The following is a 17296-nucleotide window of genomic DNA, read 5'->3' as shown; positions in this document are numbered from 1 at the left end:
CAGCACCGACTTCTGCACGACAGGAACAGAGGACATCACGATGAAACTGACGGTACTGGTACCGACTTATCGCCGCCCGGCCGATCTGGCGCGCTGCCTCGCGGCGCTCGCGCGGCAATCGCGCGCGCCCGACGAAGTAATCGTGGTCGCGCGCGTCGACGACGACGCGACCCATGCGTGCCTGCGCGATCCGTCCACGGGCGGCCGCCTGCCGCTCGTGATCGCGCCGGTGGACATACCCGGCCAGGTCGCGGCGTTGAATCGCGGGCTCGACGCCGCGAGCGGCGACGTGATCGCGATCACCGACGACGACGCCGCGCCGCGCCGCGACTGGGTCGAGCGCATCGCGGCCGCGTTCGAAGCCGATGCGCGCCTCGGCGCGCTGGGCGGGCGCGACTGGGTGCACGAGAAAGGGCGCGTGCTCGACGGCGAGCGGCCGCTGGTCGGCAAGGTGACCGCGCACGGCAAGATCATCGGCAATCATCATCTGGGTGTCGGTGCGGCGCGCGAGGTCGACATCCTGAAGGGCGCCAACATGAGCTACCGGCGCGAAGCGGTGCGCACGATCCGCTTCGACGCGCGTCTGCGCGGCGCGGGCGCGCAGGTGCACAACGACATGGCGTTCAGCCTCGCGGTGAAAAACGCGGGCTGGAAGCTCGTGTACGACCCGCAGATCGCGGTCGATCATTTCCCGGCCGAGCGTTTCGACGACGACAAACGCGACGCGCAGACGATGGCCGCGCTGCGCAACGCCGCGTTCAACTTCCATCTGATCCTGCGCGACCAGTTGCCGCCGCTGCGCCGCGAAGCCGCGTGGTGGTGGTGGACGCTGGTGGGCACACGGCTTTATCCGGGCCTCACGCATGCGGCGCTCGCGCTGCTGTCGAAGCAGGCGCAGTTGAAGCTGTCGCGCTGGCGCGAGGTTCGCGCAGGCGCCCATGAGGCGCGGCGCGCGCTGTCGAAGAGCGGAGTGTCCGCATGAGCACGAAGGTTCACGTTCATCTCTTTTACGGCGCCGATCCGCGTTTTTATCGCAAGGGCGACGATATCGGCTGCCTGTACGGTTATCACCATGCGCAGTCCGAAGCATTCGCGCTGACTTATTCGCAAGACGCGCGCGAAAGCCGGCCCGTGCGGCTCGTACGGCGCGCGCTGAAGGCCGCGCTCGGCTTCGATTTCATCCATACGTGGCGCAATCGCGCGGAGATGCTGCGCTCGGACGTGATCTGGACGCATACCGAGCAGGAGTGGCTGTCCGCCGCGCTGATGCTGCTGCTGTGCGGGCGCAAGGCGGGGCCGGGCGCGTCGCCGCTGCTGCTCGCGCAAAGCGTGTGGCTGCTCGACAAGTGGCCGTCGTACGGCATCGTGCGCAGCTGGTTGTATCGCAAGCTGATGACGCGCGCGGATCGCTTGACCACACTCGCTAGCGAAAACGCCGGGCTGTGCCAACGCTATTTCCATCGCGACGCGACGCCGCTGCTGTACGGCCTGAACACGCGCGACTTCCCGGTCACCCCGCCGACGCACTGGACGCCGCGCGCGCCGCTGCGCATCGCGGCGATCGGCAACGATCGCGACCGCGACTGGGAGACGCTGATCAAGGCGTTCGGCAACGATCCGCGCTACACGGTGAAGCTCGCGACGCGGCGGCGCATTCCCGCGTCGCTGCGCGCGTCGAATGTCGAGATCGCGCTGTTTTCCGGCATCAAAAAGCAGCACGAGCTGTACGACTGGGCCGACGTGATCGTCGTGCCGCTGCGGCCGAACTCGCACGCGTCGGGTATCACGGTGATGCTCGAAGCGGCGGCGGTCGGCAAGCCGATGGTCGCGACCGACGTCGGCGCGCTGCGCGACTATTTCCCGGCCGACGAAGCCGCCTACGTGCCGCCGTTCAATCCGCAGGCACTGCGCGATGCGCTCGACCGGCTCGCCGCCGAGCCTGACGAGGCGCTGCGCCAGGCGCAGGCAGCCGCGGCCGGTCTGCTCGCGCGCGATCTGACCACCCAGCACTACGCGATGCAGCACGTGCGGATCACGCGCGAGATGCTGAGCGCGAGCGCGCATGCCGGCGCGGCCACGCACGCGCAGCCCGCCGCACCCGGGCGCGAATCGCGCGGAGGCCTATAAGCGATGTCGACGATTCCGCGCGCGAACCCGTTGCCGCCGGCAGGCGCGGCCAACGCCGGCCCTGCAAAACACGCCGCGAGCGGGCTGCTGTCAGGCGGCCCGCGAGAATGGCTGCCGCCGCTCCTGCTGTGGCTGATCGCCGCGGTGCTGATCGTCGCGCATCAGGGCACGGTGCTCACGCTGGCGTTCCCGGTGCTGGCGATCCTCACGGGTCTGTGGCTCTACTTCAAAAGCCCGGCGCGCTACATCGGCTTCATGTGGTGGCTGTGGTTCCTGAGCCCCGAAGTGCGGCGTCTCGCCGACTGGTCGAAGGGCGCGTTCACGCCGACGAGCCTGATCCAGGTCGCGCCGCTCGCCGTCACGATGATCAGCGGGCTGTCGCTGCTGCGCTACTACCGGCTGCTCGCGCAGCGCCGAGGCTTGCCGGTGCTGCTGATTCTGCTCGGCCTGATCTACGCGTTCCTGATCGGCGTGATGTCGAGCGGCCCGCTCGCGGCCACCTACGACCTCGCGAACTGGCTCTATCCGATCCTGATCGGCTTTCACATCATGGCGCACACGCGCCAGTATCCGCAGTATCGCGACACGATCATCAACACGTTCATCTGGGGGATGGTGGTGATGGGCGGCTACGGCCTGATCCAGTTTTTCATCATGCCGCCGTGGGACGCGCTGTGGATGCTCGGCTCGCAGATGAACTCGCAGGGCGACCCGGTGCCGATGGGCGTACGCGTGTTCAGCACGATGAACTCGTCGGGCCCGTTCGCGTTCGCGATGATGGGCGCGATGGTGTTCGTGATGGCCGCGCAGCATCGCGTGCGCTGGATCGCCGCCGCGCTCGGCTTCTTCTCGTTCGCGCTGAGCCTCGTGCGCTCGACGTGGGGAGGCTGGGTCATCGCGCTCCTGATCCAGCTCGTGAAGTCGAACAACAAGGTGCGCGTGCGCATCGTCGCGAGCGCGGTACTGCTCGCCGGCTTGTGCGTGCCGCTGCTCGCGGTCGGCCCGGTGGCCGAGCGGATGCAGGCGCGGCTAAACACGATCGTCAATCTGCACGACGACCAGAGCTACGCGGCGCGTAACGAGTTCTACGCGACCTTCGCGAAGACCGCGTTTACCGACGTCTCGGGCGAGGGCATGGGCGCGACCGGCACCTCGACGAAACTGTCCAACGACGGCGGCCAGCTCGGCCAGTACGGCAACTTCGACAGCGGCGTGATGAACATTCCGTTCGTGCTCGGCTGGCCCGGCACCTTGCTGTACATGTCCGGCATCGTGTGGCTGCTGACGCGCGCGGTGCTCGGCTCGTTCAGGCTGCGCGACGACAAGTTCGTCTCCGCGTGCCTGAGCCTGTGTCTTGCGACCTTCGCGATGCTCGTGTTCACGAACTCGCTGGTCGGCACCGGCGGCCTGCTGCTTTTCATGGGCGCTTTTTCGATTCTTTCCGCGGTTCACCACGAAAAAATGAACCGCGCACGCACGCTATTTCTCCACGGAGGCACGGATTGAGAGTCGCCATTGTCACGCATGTAGTGCGCCATAACGACGGCCAGGGGCGCGTCAACCACGAGATCGCGCGCGCGGCGCTCGACGAGAACATCCGCGTGACGCTGGTCGCGTCGCACGTGGCGCCCGAGCTGCTCGCGCATCCTAACGTGCGCTGGGCGCCGGTGAAGATCGGCCGCTGGTGGCCCACCAATCTGCTGCGCCAGCAGGTGTTCGCGGCGAAGAGCGCACTGTGGCTGCGCGCGCATCGCCGCGACTACGACGTGCTGCACGTGAACGGCTTCATCACCTGGATGCGCGCCGACGTCAATACCTCGCATTTCGTGCATAGCGGCTGGTTCGCGAGCAAGTACTACCCGTTCGGTCTCACGAAGGGCGTGTGGTCCGCGTACCAGTCGGTCTATACGCGCTGCAACGCGTTGCTCGAGCGCTGGGCGTACCGGCGCTCGAAGGTGATCACCGCGGTGTCGCAGAAGGTCGCCGACGAAATCCGCGCGATCGGTCTCACGCCGCGCAACCGCGTGGACGTCATCTACAACGGCGTCGACACGCAGGGCTTCGCGGCGGCGAGCGGCGATCGCGCAAAGTTCCAGCTACCAGACGATGTGTTCCTGCTGCTGTTCGTCGGCGACCTGCGCACGCCGCGCAAGAATCTCGGCACCGTGCTCGCCGCGTTGAAGCATCTGCCCGAGCATGTGCAGATCGCGGTGGCCGGCTTTCTGCCGGGCAGCCCGTATCCGGACGAGGCGAAGGCGCTCGGCATCGCGCATCGCGTGCATTTTCTCGGGCTCGTGAAGGAAATGCCGGTGCTGATGCATTCGGTCGACGCGTTCGTGTTCCCGTCGCGCTACGAAGCGATGAGTCTGTCGCTGCTCGAAGCGATGGCGGCGGGGCTGCCCGTCGTGACCGCGCGCACGGCCGGCGGCGCCGAGATCATCACGCCCGAGTGCGGCATCGTGCTGGACGATCCCGACGACCCGCAAGCGCTCGCTCGCGCGGTCGCGCAACTCGCCGGCGACGACAGCGCGCGCCACGCGATGGGCAAAGCCGCGAGCGAACTCGCGACCGGCTTCGGCTGGGCGCGCATGGCCGCGCAATACATCGCGCTGTACCGGCAGCTGGCCGGGCAGCAGGAAAACCGCCGGCGCAGCCAGACGGAAGCGACGGTCGTCGCGCAGAACGATGCGCTGACGCTGAACCATCTCGCCGGACAGAAGAGCGTGGAATGACCGCGCGAAGCGCGCCATCCACGTCTACACATAGCAACTCACCGCAAGCAACACACAGGGGCACACCATCATGACGACTGGCTCAATCAAATCACTGCAGATCGGGATGCACTGGTTTCCCGAACGCGCGGGCGGCCTCGACCGCATGTACTACTCGCTGGTCGGCGCGCTGCCGGGCGCGGGCGTCGCGGTGCGCGGCGTCGTCGCCGGCTCGCCGCAAGTCGCGGCCGATACCGGTGGCGCGATCAACGGCTTCGGCTCCGCCGCGCAATCGCTGCCGCTGCGGCTAATGGCGGCCCGCCGCGCGCTACGCCACGAAATCCGCACGTCGCGGCCCGATGTGATTTCGTCGCACTTCGCGCTCTATACGTTTCCGGGGCTCGACGTGACGCGCGGCATTCCGCAGGTGTCGCATTTTCAGGGACCGTGGGCCGACGAGAGCCACGTCGAAGGCGCCGATTCGTTCGGCCAGCGCGCGAAGCGTTATCTGGAGCAGTCGGTATACGCGCGTTCGTCGCGGTTGATCGTACTGTCCGACGCGTTCGGCAAGATTCTCACGACGCGCTACGGCATCTCGCCGGAGCGCGTGTGCGCGTGGTGCCGGGCTGCGTCGATGTCGAGCAGTTCAATCTGCCGGTCACGCCGGCCGAGGCGCGTCTGCGTCTGCAGTTGCCGCAGGACCGACCGATCGTGCTGGCGGTGCGACGGCTGGTGCGGCGCATGGGTCTCGAAGATCTGATCGATGCGGTGAAGCTGCTCAAACGCAGCGCGCCCGACGTGCTGCTGCTGATCGCGGGCAAGGGTCGGCTCGAAGGTGAGCTAGAGGCGCGCATCGCCGACGCGGGGCTCGAACACAACGTGAAGCTGCTCGGCTTCGTGCCCGATCAGCATCTGGCGGCGCTGTATCGCGCGGCCAATCTCAGCGTCGTGCCGACCGTCGCGCTGGAAGGCTTCGGGCTCATCACGGTCGAATCGCTCGCGTCGGGCACGCCGGTGCTGGTGACGCCGGTCGGCGGATTGCCCGAGGCGGTGGCGGGATTGTCGCCCGATCTGGTGTTGCCGGAGACCGGCGCAGCTGCGATCGCCGCGGGTCTCGCCGGCGCGCTGAACGGTACGCTGAAGTTGCCCGATGCGGATGCATGCCGCCGCTATGCGCGCGAACGCTTCGATAACGCGGTGATCGCGAAGCGGGTCGCGGCGGTGTATGCCGAAGCGATTGCGGGGAGCGTGCTGCATTGAAGCGCAGCGGCGGCGGTTCAATCGAATGAAAAAAGGGCGAGGCTCGGATCGCTGCGTTCGGGCCTCGCGTTCATGTCGCCGCAAGACCGGCAAAAAAACAGGCCACAAATAACGGCACTTTTCTATTGAACTTGAGCCCGGATCAGCCCTTGGCCGCGATTTTCCGACCTTATTTTTCAAATCCCTGAAACGTGGCGCCCGGCGTCGACTTCGTCACGTTGACGTCACACATCCGCGACGATAATCCTCGCGCCCGAAAGTACAAAAACACACGGGCGTCCCGCCAGAAAGCGGGGACCTTGTATTTTCAGATCTCGGGGATTCTCAGATGACCATCCGCCACCGCATCACGCTTCTCGTCATTCTGATGCTTGTCGCGCTATCCGCCATTGGCGGATACGCCGTGCTTCAGACCCGCAACAGCGCCGCCAACGTCAGGCAGGTCACCCAGGGCGTCGTGCCGAGCGCGCTCGCGTCGGCAGACCTCGTATCGCAGGTCAAGGACGTGCAGCTCGCGATGATGACGCTCGTCTATGCGCCTGACGCGAACATGGTCTCGCAGGCTCAAGACCTGCTGAAGAGCAAGGAAGCGTCGTTGCAGTCGGCGCTCGACGTGCAGGCGAAGGCCGCGCAAGGTCAGGCCCAAACCGGGCTCGTGAGCCAGGCGCGCGACAGCCTCGCGAATTATTTCAACGCGGTCAACGACACCGCGAAGATGAAGGCCGACGGCAAGAACGAACTGGCGCAGGCCTATCTGTTCGCGAACGTCGCGCAATACCGCGATGAACTCGAAGGCATCGTCGAGACGCTGCGGATCGAAAAGAACCGCCAGAAAGATGCCGCGATCGACGAACTGAACAGCGCGCTCGCCACCACGACGACGGCGATCGGCGCCGCGACCGGCGCGGCCATCGTCGTGCTGTTGCTGATCAGCGCGCTGCTGTATCGCCAGATCACCCGGCCGCTGAGCCGCATGCAGGTGGAGATGAGCGAGATCGCGGCGAGCCAGGACTTCACGCGCCGCGTGCCGGTCGGACGCATGGACGAGATCGGTCATTCGATCGTCGCGTTCAACGGCATGATCGAGAAGATCCAGCAAAGCTCGCTGCAACTGAAGCAGAAGACCGCCGATATCCAGGCGATGCTGCAAAACATGCAGCAGGGGATTCTGACGGTGGTCGAAGGCGTGGTCGTGCATCCGGAGTACTCCGCCTATCTCGAGGCCATCTTCGAGACGCGCGAGATTGCGGGCCGTCCGTTGCTCGATCTCGTGTTCGGCGGCACCGGGATCAACAGCGATGCGCTCTCGCAGATCGAAGCGGCGCTGCAGGCATGCATCGGTGAAGACAGCATGAACTTCGAGTTCAATCAGCACCTGCTCGTCAACGAGATCGCCAAGCCGATGGCCGATGGCCGCGTGAAGACGCTCGACCTGAGCTGGTCGGCGATCACCGACGAACACGACGTCGTGCTGCGTTTGATGCTGTGCGTGCGCGACGTGACCGAACTGCGCGCGCTCGCCGCCGAGGCCGGCGAACAGAAGCGCCGGCTGGAAATGATCGGCGAGATTCTCGCGGTGAGTCAGGAGAAGTTCCATCACTTCGTCGAAAGCGCGACGGGCTTCATCAGCGAGAACGAACGGATCATCCGTCAGCATCACGAGCCGAGTCACGAAGCCGTCGCCGAGCTGTTCCGCAACATGCACACGGTCAAGGGCAATGCGCGCACGTACAGCCTTCAGCATCTGACCGGCATCGTCCACGAAACCGAACAGCGCTACGACGCATTGCGCCGCGCTGACAGCAGCGAAGCGTGGGACCAGCAGCTTCTGATCGAGGATCTGCAGCGCGTGAAGGCCGCGCTCGACACCTACGCGACGATCAACGAAGTGAGCCTCGGCCGCAAGGGGCCGGGCCAGAGCGGCGCGGTGGATCGCTACCTGATGGTCGATCGCGAGTTGATCCAGAAGCAGCTGGATCTGCTCGAAAGCGCCGATCCGGCCGACCGGGACGCGCTCGTGTCGATGCGCGAATCGTTGCAGCGCGAACTGCGCCTGTTGGGCACCGAATCGGTCTACGAAGCGCTCGCGGGCGTGCTCGACTCGCTGCCGTCTCTGGCGGCAGAACTCGGCAAGGAGGCGCCGGTCGTCAGCATCGACAACAACGGCTACCGCGTGCGCAGCGAGGTCAGCCATACGCTGCGCAATGTGTTCACGCACCTGCTGCGCAACTCGGTCGACCACGGCATCGAGCCTGCCGCCGAGCGTGTCGCGAACGGCAAGGACGCGGCCGGCGTCATCGAACTGGAAGTGGGCGTCGACCATCACGCGCTGCAGATCACCATCAGCGACGACGGCCGCGGTCTCGCGCTCGCGAAAATCCGCGGGGCCGCGATCGAACGCGGCTGGATCGACGCCGATGCCGCGCTCAGCGACGAAGCGATTGCCGAAATGATTTTCCGTTCCGGCTTCTCGACCGCGCAGACCGTCAGCGAGATTTCGGGCCGCGGCGTCGGCATGGATGCCGTGCGCGATTTCGTGCGGCGCGAGCATGGCCGCATCGAATTGCGTTTCACCGACGATCGTCGCGGCGCGGACTATCGCCGCTTTCAGACCGTCGTGTCGTTCCCCGAGGACTGGGCGGTGGACAGTCTCGAAGCGTCCGCCGATGCAGCGCGCGAGCGTGACGCGGATGCGTTAGCAGGCTGACGGCCTGATGGATTGAACGAAGCGATGGGAGCAGGTTGTGCTTGAAAGTTATCTTTTGGCCGCAGGCGTTGGCGGTATCCTCTGTGCACTCGCGACGGGAATTTTTTATCGTCGGAAGCTTCGCGCGGGTGCGCAGGCGCAGCGTGTCGACGCGCTCGCGCGGCAGGCCCTCGAGCAGCAACTCGACGCGGCGGTCCGGCTCGGCGAGCAGGCCAACAGCGAGCGCGCCGCACTGGAGTCGATGCTCGCCGATCTGCGCGCGCAAGCCGGGCAGTGCGCGCACGATCGCGAAGCGTTGCAGGCGTCGCTCGACGCCGCGAGTTCGCGAAGCGACGAATGGCTGCAGCATGCGACGCGGATCGCGCACGAGGCGGGCCGTCTGAAGACGCTGACCATCACGTTCGAGCGTTGGCACGAGCAGATGATTTCGCTGATGTCGCAGAACCGCGACATGCACAAGAAGAATCAGGAGCTGTCGTCGATCGTGCAGCACGTGCTGATCGTTTCGCTGAATGCGTCGATCGAAGCGGCGCGCGCCGGGACCGCGGGTCGCGGCTTTTCGATCGTCGCGGGCGAAGTACGCTCGCTGGCGTCGCGCTCGCAGGAGTTGTCGAAGAGCTATCGCGAGAGTCTGCATCGCAACGACCTGACGACGGCGGCGACGTTCCAGGACATCCAGGCCGGCGGCAAGATGATCACGGCGTCGCTCGGCGGCGTCGAAGTGCTGGCGACCCAGTTCCAATCCCGGCTCGAGCAGGCCGCGGCGTGATTACCGATCAGGCGAAGCAAAGCATCGCGGACATCTTCTGTCACGCGGCCCGCGCGAGATTGCCCGCGACGCCGGGCGATTCGTGCGAGATCACGGCGGTGCCGAGGTGGGATCGCGATCATCCGGCCGGACCTTGCGCGATGGCGTTGACGATCTCGTCGATCGGCTTTCGTCTGCTGTTCGTGCTGCATTTCGGCAAGGACGACGCGACGCACGCCTACTACGCCGGCGGCGACGCGACGCGTTCGCTGTCGGACACGCTGATGGAACTCGGCAACCTGTGCTGCGGCTACATGAACCAGCAACTGGTCAATCATTTCCCCGATCTTGGCATGTCGACGCCGTATGAATTGAACAGCGCCTGTGTCGAGTATCTGGACGACTTGCGGCCCGATCACGTGTGGGCGTACGAGCTGACGATCGGCGGTGCGGCCCGGCTGGGTGTCACGTTATGTCTATGCGCGCAGGCGCCCCTCGATTTCAAGGCTGAACTCGCCACGGCCGACGAGGCCGAAGGCGAACTCGAACTTTTCTAGCCCCTCAACACTGCACTCGCAGACTGAAACACGATGAATACCAGCAAGCCCGTCAGCAAGGTGCTCGTGCTCGACGACTGTCCGGCACACGCGCAAGCGCTGAAGCTCTTTTTCGACGAACACAACCTGATCGCACTGAAGGTGCGCGACAGCAACCGCCTCGGCTCGGTACTGGCCACCAATATCGATCTCGGCGGCGTTCTGCTGGCGGATAACTACGGCGGATCGGTCGAGCAGGCGGCGACGACCGCCGCGCGCATCAATGCCTTGCGCCCCGAACTGCCGGTGATCCTGCGTTCGAGCGGCCATGCGCCGCTCGAACGGCTTCCGAAGCCGTTGACGAACGCGGCATGCGCGCATTTCAATGCCGCCGATCTGACGGCGCTGCGTGAAGCCGTCGATCGATACATCTTCAGCCTCGACTTCCCGAACGCGCTCGTGCGCGGTATCGCGGAGATCACGCAAGCGCGGCTCGCCACGTTGTTCGACGGCGTCACGGTGCAACGCGACACGCCCAGTATCGTGCGCGATCGAATCATCTTCGGCGAGGTCTTCAGCCTGATTCCGCTCGAAGGCAACTGGTGTCGTGGCTATATGTTGATGCAGGCCGAAGAGGAGCCGCTGCTCGGCATGATCGATCGCGATCGCGCGGCACGCGACCCCGGCATGGGCGCGGGGCAACCGGGCTTTCGCGATCTGAACGACGTGCTCGGCGAATTGACCAATCTGATCTGGGGGGCATTCAAAAACCGCTTCCTCGCTCAGCAGAACGCTCGCGAAGCAAGTCAGGTGCAGGTGCCACTGCTGGTCAATCACAAGCATCGCTACATCTCGTTCGGCTCGGACAATCCGCAGTTGCGGTTTCAATATCGATTGAGCGACGCCGCGAGCGGACAGTCGGTGTCGATCGACCAGCGCTTCGTTTTCAACCTGAGCTGGTCACCCGAAGATTTTTCTGAAAACGCGGTGGATGTCGACGATCTCGTCGAGTCCGGCGAACTCGATCTGTTTTGATACGACGCGTCGGTGACGCAAGGGAATGGTTATGGCAAAGATTCTGGTGGTGGACGATTCGAGCACGGTACGCGATGAAGTCGCGGGTTTTCTGGCGAAAAACGGTCTCGACGTCGCGACGGCCATCGACGGCAAGGATGGCCTTGCGAAGCTGAAAATGGATTCGAATATCCGCCTGATCGTCAGCGACGTGAACATGCCGAATATGGACGGCCTGACGATGGTCGAAAAAATCCGCGGCGAACTCGCGAACAAGACCGTCAACGTGATCATGCTGACGACCGAAAGCAGCCCCGCGATGAAGGAGCGCGGCAAGGCCGCCGGCGTGAAGGGCTGGATCGTCAAGCCGTTCAAGGGCGATGCGGTGCTGGAGACGTTCCGGAAACTGGCGGGTTGACGGGGCAGTGTGCGGCGAGCGCCGCCGCACACGGATGCCGTGTTAGAACGTCTCGTGGTGCTCGTTGCGCGCGATGTCCGCCTGCACCATCATCTGGCAAAGCTGTTCGAGCGAGGTTTGCGGTTGCCAGCCGAGCGTGTCGCGCGCCTTGTCCGCGCAGCCGATCAGCAGGTCCACTTCGGCCGGCCGATAGAACTTCGGATTGACGCGCACGAGCGTCTTGCCGGTTGCCACGTCGATGCCGGTCTCGCGCTCGTTCTTGCCCGACCATTCCAGCTGATAGCCGGCCGCCGTGAACGCCATGCGCACGAAATCGCGAACCGTTTCGGTGCGGCCGGTCGCGAGCACGAAGGTGTCGGGCGCGTCGGCCTGCAGCATGCGCCACATGCCCTCGACGTATTCGAGTGCGAAGCCCCAGTCGCGCTGCGCGCTCAGGTTGCCGAGTTCGAGCACGTCCTGCTTGCCGAGCTTGATCTTCGCGACCGTGTCCGAGATCTTGCGCGTGACGAATTCGCGGCCACGTAGCGGCGATTCGTGATTGAACAGAATGCCGCTGCTCGCGAACAGGTCGTACGACTCGCGATAGTTGATCGTCGACCAGTGCGCGAACAGCTTCGCGACGCCATACGGGCTGCGCGGATAGAACGGCGTGCTTTCGCGTTGCGGCACCGCCTGCACGAGGCCGAACATCTCGGAGGTCGACGCCTGGTAGAAGCGTGTCTTCGGGCTCAGGATACGCAGGCCTTCGAGCAGATTCAGCGCGCCGACGCCGGTCACTTCGGCGGTGGTCACCGGCTGGTCGAACGACACGCCGACGAAGCTCTGCGCGGCGAGGTTGTACAGCTCGTCGGCCTGCGTGCCGTCGAGCAGGCGCAGCGTCGAGCCGAGGTCGGTGAGGTCGTGTTCGACGAGACGCAGATTCGGATGATCGAGCACGCCAAGCTCACGCATGCGCCAGAAGTTGACCGAACTCGTGCGCCGGTAGGTGCCGGTCACGTGATAGCCCTTGTCGAGCAGCAGCCGGGTCAGATAGGCGCCGTCCTGTCCGGATACGCCGGTGATGATCGCTTTGCGTGGTTGGCTCATAGCTTGCCTTCTAGTTTGTGAGAGAAAAGAGAACGGAACGCGCCTAAGGGCCTGGCTCAATGCGCGTTGTCCAGCAGCCGCCGCACCAACGGTTCGACGACCCGATAATCCTGTTCGGCCTTCAGCCGGTACAACTCCGGCTTTGGATGCGCGCCGTCCGACATCAGCGACTTCCAGTCGGGCAGGCTGCTCACATACGCGTATTGATCGACGAGCGGCACCTGCTGTTCGGCTGCCACGCGTCGCGTCATCGCTATCATCGCGGCGAGCCGGGCGTTGAGCCGGTCATCGGGCATCGGGTTCGAGGTCTGCAAAACAGGCTCCTTGCCGAGCGCTCGCGCGGTTTGCACGAGCGACGTCTCGGCCGCGTAAAACTGCTCGGGCGTCTGGTTGTGCATCACTTCGTTGATGCCGTAGTTGATCAACACGATCCGCGCGGGCGAGGCGGCGAGACGTTCGCGCCACGGCAGTCCCGCCGTCGGCCCCGCGCGACGATTGCCGGTGCCGTCGCGCAACTGCCAGGCCATCGTGCCGCCGACGCCGTAGTTCGTGACGCGCACGCGCTCGCCGTCATGCGCCTGCAACGTTTGCTGCAGATACGTGACGGCGTTGCGGGCTTGCGGGCCGCAGTGGCCATCGCTGCAGGTGATGCCGAGCGTGGTCGAGTCGCCGTAAGCGTCGATCAGCAGTTGCGTCGGCGATGACACTGCCGGCTCGGCCACGGCCGCGCGCGTTGCCGGCGCGATCAGCATCAGCGCCGACACGACACCCAGCAGGTGGGCAGCAACCACAGCCGGGCGGTTCATGCGCGGCCTTGCGGTGCTTGCCGTGCAACGTTGGCGCCGGCGCGGCTCGTCTTTCTCGACCCGCGCGCGCCGAAAATCAGGCGCTTCTCGAATGCGAACCACGTGATGCTCGCGTACACGAGCGTGATAGCGAGCGCGATTGCGGCGCTCAGATAGCGATTCAGATGCAGCGGCCACACCATGTACAGCACGCTCAGGTGGATCAGGTAGATCGTGTAGCTGATGGTGCCGATATAAACGAGCACGCGATTGCACAACAGCCGCTTCACGATGCCCTTGCTCTGCAGCGCGATCACGACGATCGACGTACACAGCACCAGCGACACGCTATACAGCCCGGCATTCGACAACGGCGTATTCGCTGCGCGAAAACGCGGGTAGTGCAGATGCAGCCATGCCAGCACCGCAAGCGCGGCCAGAGCGCCGAGCACCGCGAGTCCCTTGAACGGTTCGAGCGCATTGCGATCGCGCCGCACGGCAACCGCGAGCAGCGCGCCGGCCGCGAGCAGATCCATGCGGAACGGCGTCAGGTAGTAGATCGGCCAGAACGAATCGAACCACGGCGTCGCGAGCGCGCGCAGCAGCGGCACCAGAACGATCAGCGCGGCCGCCACCAGCCCAAGCAGACGCTCGGGCACGAGCAGGATCACGAACGGCCAGAAGATATAAAACTGCTCCTCGACCGCGAGCGACCACAGCACGTTGAGGCTGTCATGACCGCTTTGATTAAGCGCATCGCCGATATTGGTCGCGAAGAACGCGTACCAGTACCAGTGCTGCGCCCACGCGAGGCCGAACAGCAGCGACGACACGGCCATCAGCAGCAGGTACGGCGGCAGGATGCGGCGCGCGCGCCGCGCATAGAAATAGCTGAAATACGACTGCTGGCGCGACTTGCGATCGAGCAGGATGCCGCTGATCAGAAAGCCGCTCAAAACGAAGAACAGATCGACGCCCATCCATAGCGGCGCTTTCAACGCGTGCTGCGCGAACACCGCGAGCACGGCGATCGCGCGCAGACCGTCGAGCTGCACGATGCGGGAATGGGAGGGCGCGAGGGGCAATGCGCTGGCTGTCATGAACCGTCCATGGTGTAAAGCGGATGGGCCGGGCGAAGGGCCGCGCGGTTCGCCACGGATTGCCAGCGAACAGGCGCGCGCTTCGCGTCGCAACTGAAGTGCAATCGATTCTAGGGAAAAGAAACTCGAGAAAAAATCCGTTGGAATGGGCTAATTGAATCAGATTGAAACAGGGTATTTCTTTGGCCATTATAGAAAGATTTATATGCTTATGTGGTGAGCATCGGGCAATCCGTAATAAATGCGCATTGCGGGATATCACATCGGTAGGAAAGGGAGATCGTCGCGACAGAGGCGACTGACGGCGAGGCTTGCGCTTTTATCGATTTTTAAAATCGTTTCTTTTTGCGACGTATAAGCGGACGAATTTTTTTGAATTATTTTCGATTTTCGTCGCCGCATTTTTTCCGCGTAACTTAGCCGTGCGGACGGCTGCCTTCAGGCGCCGCGCTTCAATCGGTTGCGCTTCGTTTCGCTTTGCCACATCACTGAATTTCGCCCCGAGCGGGCGCAGGTCCGCGTGCATCGCGTTGACCGGACATCGACTGGAGGTTCCGCCTTGCGCCGTATCACGTTCAAAAGCTGGTTCGCCCTGACGGCCTGCGCTGCCGGCGTCGTCGCCGCATCGGCCAGTCTGCCGGCTCGCGCCGAAACCGCTTTGAACGCGAAGACCTCATGGATCGGCAACAGCTTCGGCTTTGGCGATGGCACATGGACGCAGATCGATATCACCGCGATCGCGGTCACGCCCGACGGCAAGGTCTATACGAACGCGCCGTGGGACGAAAGCGGCGCTGAAGCGAGCGTCTATCAGGACGGCAAGATGCTCGGCTTCGCGGGCGGCACGCATGGCTGGGGCAACGCCGGCGGCAATGCGATCGCGGTCAACCGCAAATATGCATTCGTTGCGATCGCGGTCGGCAATGAAAAGGGACGCCTGGTCGAGCCGGGCGTGTGGCCGGACAAGGGTAAGCAATGGTTTGGTATCTCGCGGCGCCTGATCGGCGAGCCGAAGCGCGTGGCACCGTTTCAGCCCGCGGCTAAAAACGCGGACTTGCACGCGCAGCTCGCGGCCGGCTTCCGGATGATGAACGAAGTGCCGACCGGCACGAACGCCGAGATCGGCGGGCTCGCCGCGAACGACACGACGCTGTTCGCGGCCAATACCGCGCGCAATCGCATCGAAGTCTACGATGCCGAATCGATGCAGCAGAAAGCGACGTGGAACGTGCACGAGCCTGGACGTATCGCGCTCGCGCCCGACGGCACGCTATGGGTGCTCAGCGGCACGCGCGGCGATCGCGCGCCGGGTATCGAGCATTACACGGCGACCGGTCAGCGCATCGACGAGACCATCACGCTGCCGGCCGATACGGTCGCGGTCGACCTCGCCGTCGATGCGCAAGGCCGCCTCCTGATCGCCGATAACGGTCCGCGCCAGCAGGTGCTGTTCTTCACGAAGCGCGACGGCCGCTACACGGAGTCGGGCACGCTCGGCGAGCGCGGCGGCATTTTCAGCGGCGTCGCGGGCAAGCCCGGACCGTTGCGATTCAACGGGTTGACCGGCGTGGGTGTCGATGCGCGCGGCAACGTGTACGTGTCGACCAATGGCATCGGTCCGCGTTACGAGCCGATCGGCGCGGGCCTCGGCGCAACGCTCGAAAGTTATGCGCCGAACGGCAAGCGCAACTGGCAGGTCGAGGGGCTGCTGTTCGTCGACGGCGCGTGGATCGATCCGGCCCGGCCCGACAGCGTCTATACCGGCAACAAGCGCTTCGAACTCGATTTGTCGAAGCCGTCTGGACAGGACTGGAAATACGCGGGGTTCCTGTCGAACCGGTTCAAGTACCCGGACGATCCGGTGTTCCATACCGACCAGTATCCGGGTCTGCCGATCGCGCGGCGGTTGAAGGGGCACACGTTCCTCTATCTGACCGACATGTATGCGGATCATCTGAAGATCTATCGCTTCGATCCGCAGCATGACGGCGAGACCGCGATTCCATCGGGATTTATCGCAGGTCGCGAGCGCGCGGTCGCGAAGGTGCCGAATGCACCGCCGGGCGGTGACTGGATCTGGCGCGACACGAATGGCGACGGGCGCTTCGATCGCGACGAATACACGCTGAACACGAGCGGCACGAAGCTCGCGGGCGGCTGGGGCTGGTGGGTCGATATGGCCGGCGACATCTGGCGTACCCGGGATACGAAGGGCATCTATCGCTTCCGTTTCGGCGGACTCGACGCGAAGGGCAACCCGGTCTACTCGTACTCGAACCTGACGCAGTACCCGGTGCCGGCACCGTTCAGCGAACTCCATCGCGCGATCTATGAACCCGATACCGACACGATGTACGTGAGCGGCTATACGGCCGATATGCCGACCGCGCAGGGCTTCTGGAAGGAAGTGGGGCGCGTGCTGGTGCGCTACGACAAGTGGTCGAGCGGCAAGCCGGTGCAGCGCTACGCGATCACGCTGCCGTGGCAGACGCAGAGCAAGCCCATCGCGACGATCATCGGCGTCACGGTCGAGGGGCAATACGTGTTCGGCGTCGAGCCGGTCGGCGCGGTGCACGTGTGGGACAAGGACAGCGGCAAGGAACTCGGCGTGATCCGGCCGGGCCCCGAAGTGGGCCGCGCGTCGGGTTGGGTCGACGTGCCGAACGGTATCAGCGCGACGAAGCGCGGCGATGGCGAGTACCTCGTCTTCGTCGAGGAAGACGCGCGCGGCAAGGTGCTGATGTATCGCTGGAAGCCTTGAGGTGCGTTGGCCTCGCTGACGCAGCCCCGCACGCAATCTAACC

General features: G+C 64.7%; 14 protein-coding genes and 1 pseudogene. 11 read left to right on the top strand and 4 right to left on the bottom strand.

Translation table 11 applies throughout. The features are described 5' to 3' along the window. Positions 1-40: 40 nt before the first annotated feature. The 10 genes and pseudogenes from OKW30_RS09755 (at position 41) to OKW30_RS09710 (ending at position 11521) form a co-directional block, all read left to right on the top strand. Complete coding sequence (locus OKW30_RS09755) at positions 41-982, top strand: glycosyltransferase family 2 protein (RefSeq protein ID WP_184063481.1); 942 nt, start codon at positions 41-43, stop codon at positions 980-982. Next, complete coding sequence (locus OKW30_RS09750; RefSeq protein WP_429346604.1) at positions 979-2127, top strand: glycosyltransferase family 4 protein; 1149 nt, start codon at positions 979-981, stop codon at positions 2125-2127. Before OKW30_RS09755 ends, OKW30_RS09750 begins: the two co-directional genes overlap by 4 nt. Before the next feature lie 3 nt (positions 2128-2130). Continuing rightward, positions 2131-3633 carry a glucose-6-phosphate isomerase gene (locus OKW30_RS09745; protein WP_429346603.1) on the top strand — a complete coding sequence of 501 codons (1503 nt, stop codon included), beginning with the start codon at positions 2131-2133 and terminating at the stop codon, positions 3631-3633. After that, positions 3630-4859, top strand: coding sequence for a glycosyltransferase family 4 protein (locus OKW30_RS09740; RefSeq protein ID WP_184033600.1), 1230 nt, complete (start codon positions 3630-3632; stop codon positions 4857-4859). Before OKW30_RS09745 ends, OKW30_RS09740 begins: the two co-directional genes overlap by 4 nt. Before the next feature lie 70 nt (positions 4860-4929). Next, positions 4930-6098, top strand: a pseudogene (locus tag OKW30_RS09735) (glycosyltransferase family 4 protein). Positions 6099-6426: 328 nt separating this feature from the next. Further along, positions 6427-8805: an ATP-binding protein gene (locus OKW30_RS09730; protein ID WP_429346602.1), complete on the top strand. Its 2379-nt coding sequence runs from the start codon at positions 6427-6429 to the stop codon at positions 8803-8805. Positions 8806-8842: 37 nt separating this feature from the next. Continuing rightward, positions 8843-9574 carry a methyl-accepting chemotaxis protein gene (locus tag OKW30_RS09725; RefSeq protein WP_429346601.1) on the top strand — a complete coding sequence of 244 codons (732 nt, stop codon included), beginning with the start codon at positions 8843-8845 and terminating at the stop codon, positions 9572-9574. Continuing rightward, on the top strand, positions 9571-10110 hold the full coding sequence (locus OKW30_RS09720) for a hypothetical protein (RefSeq protein ID WP_429346600.1): 540 nt from the start codon (positions 9571-9573) through the stop codon (positions 10108-10110). The genes OKW30_RS09725 and OKW30_RS09720 overlap by 4 nt, the downstream gene beginning before the upstream one ends. 33 nt (positions 10111-10143) lie before the next feature. Further along, positions 10144-11124 carry a chemotaxis protein CheX gene (locus OKW30_RS09715; protein WP_429346599.1) on the top strand — a complete coding sequence of 327 codons (981 nt, stop codon included), beginning with the start codon at positions 10144-10146 and terminating at the stop codon, positions 11122-11124. 31 nt (positions 11125-11155) lie between these two features. Beyond that, positions 11156-11521: a response regulator gene (locus tag OKW30_RS09710; protein ID WP_184033613.1), complete on the top strand. Its 366-nt coding sequence runs from the start codon at positions 11156-11158 to the stop codon at positions 11519-11521. A gap of 42 nt (positions 11522-11563) precedes the next feature. Here OKW30_RS09710 and gmd read toward each other — a convergent pair whose 3' ends face one another. The 4 genes from gmd to OKW30_RS09690 form a co-directional block, all read right to left on the bottom strand. After that, a complete protein-coding gene (gmd, locus tag OKW30_RS09705; protein WP_429346598.1) occupies positions 11564-12607 on the bottom strand; it encodes a GDP-mannose 4,6-dehydratase in 1044 nt (347 codons plus the stop codon). Between the two features lie 56 nt (positions 12608-12663). After that, the gene (locus tag OKW30_RS09700) at positions 12664-13413 is read right to left on the bottom strand and encodes an SGNH/GDSL hydrolase family protein (protein WP_429346597.1); all 750 of its coding nucleotides are present in this window, start codon (positions 13411-13413) and stop codon (positions 12664-12666) included. Further along, complete coding sequence (locus OKW30_RS09695) at positions 13410-14492, bottom strand: acyltransferase family protein (protein WP_429346596.1); 1083 nt, start codon at positions 14490-14492, stop codon at positions 13410-13412. The genes OKW30_RS09700 and OKW30_RS09695 overlap by 4 nt, the downstream gene beginning before the upstream one ends. A gap of 319 nt (positions 14493-14811) precedes the next feature. Beyond that, positions 14812-15018 (bottom strand): hypothetical protein, encoded by a 207-nt coding sequence (locus tag OKW30_RS09690; RefSeq protein ID WP_429346595.1) that lies wholly within the window; start codon positions 15016-15018, stop codon positions 14812-14814. A 33-nt stretch (positions 15019-15051) separates the two neighbouring features. On the opposite strand from OKW30_RS09690, the gene OKW30_RS09685 reads away from it, so the two are divergent. Further along, positions 15052-17253 carry a hypothetical protein gene (locus tag OKW30_RS09685; protein WP_429346594.1) on the top strand — a complete coding sequence of 734 codons (2202 nt, stop codon included), beginning with the start codon at positions 15052-15054 and terminating at the stop codon, positions 17251-17253. The last annotated feature ends 43 nt before the right edge of the window (positions 17254-17296 follow it).

It is taken from the genome of Paraburkholderia sp. Clong3 (assembly GCF_050436485.1).
Classification (GTDB): domain Bacteria; phylum Pseudomonadota; class Gammaproteobacteria; order Burkholderiales; family Burkholderiaceae; genus Paraburkholderia; species Paraburkholderia tuberum.
The sequence above is the reverse complement of the archived record's forward strand: the minus strand, read 5'-3'. Positions and strand labels throughout refer to the sequence as shown.

Excerpts from the sequence above, each read along its gene's own strand:
- OKW30_RS09730 (WP_429346602.1), top strand. The coding sequence starts at position 6,427 with ATGACCATCCGCCACCGCATCACGCTTCTCGTCATTCTGATGCTTGTC.
- OKW30_RS09715 (WP_429346599.1), top strand. The coding sequence starts at position 10,144 with ATGAATACCAGCAAGCCCGTCAGCAAGGTGCTCGTGCTCGACGACTGT.
- OKW30_RS09695 (WP_429346596.1), bottom strand. The coding sequence starts at position 14,492 with ATGACAGCCAGCGCATTGCCCCTCGCGCCCTCCCATTCCCGCATCGTG.
- OKW30_RS09690 (WP_429346595.1), bottom strand. The coding sequence starts at position 15,018 with ATGCACGCGGACCTGCGCCCGCTCGGGGCGAAATTCAGTGATGTGGCA.
- gmd (WP_429346598.1), bottom strand. The coding sequence starts at position 12,607 with ATGAGCCAACCACGCAAAGCGATCATCACCGGCGTATCCGGACAGGAC.
- OKW30_RS09745 (WP_429346603.1), top strand. The coding sequence starts at position 2,131 with ATGTCGACGATTCCGCGCGCGAACCCGTTGCCGCCGGCAGGCGCGGCC.
- OKW30_RS09700 (WP_429346597.1), bottom strand. The coding sequence starts at position 13,413 with ATGAACCGCCCGGCTGTGGTTGCTGCCCACCTGCTGGGTGTCGTGTCG.
- OKW30_RS09710 (WP_184033613.1), top strand. The coding sequence starts at position 11,156 with ATGGCAAAGATTCTGGTGGTGGACGATTCGAGCACGGTACGCGATGAA.
- OKW30_RS09750 (WP_429346604.1), top strand. The coding sequence starts at position 979 with ATGAGCACGAAGGTTCACGTTCATCTCTTTTACGGCGCCGATCCGCGT.
- OKW30_RS09755 (WP_184063481.1), top strand. The coding sequence starts at position 41 with ATGAAACTGACGGTACTGGTACCGACTTATCGCCGCCCGGCCGATCTG.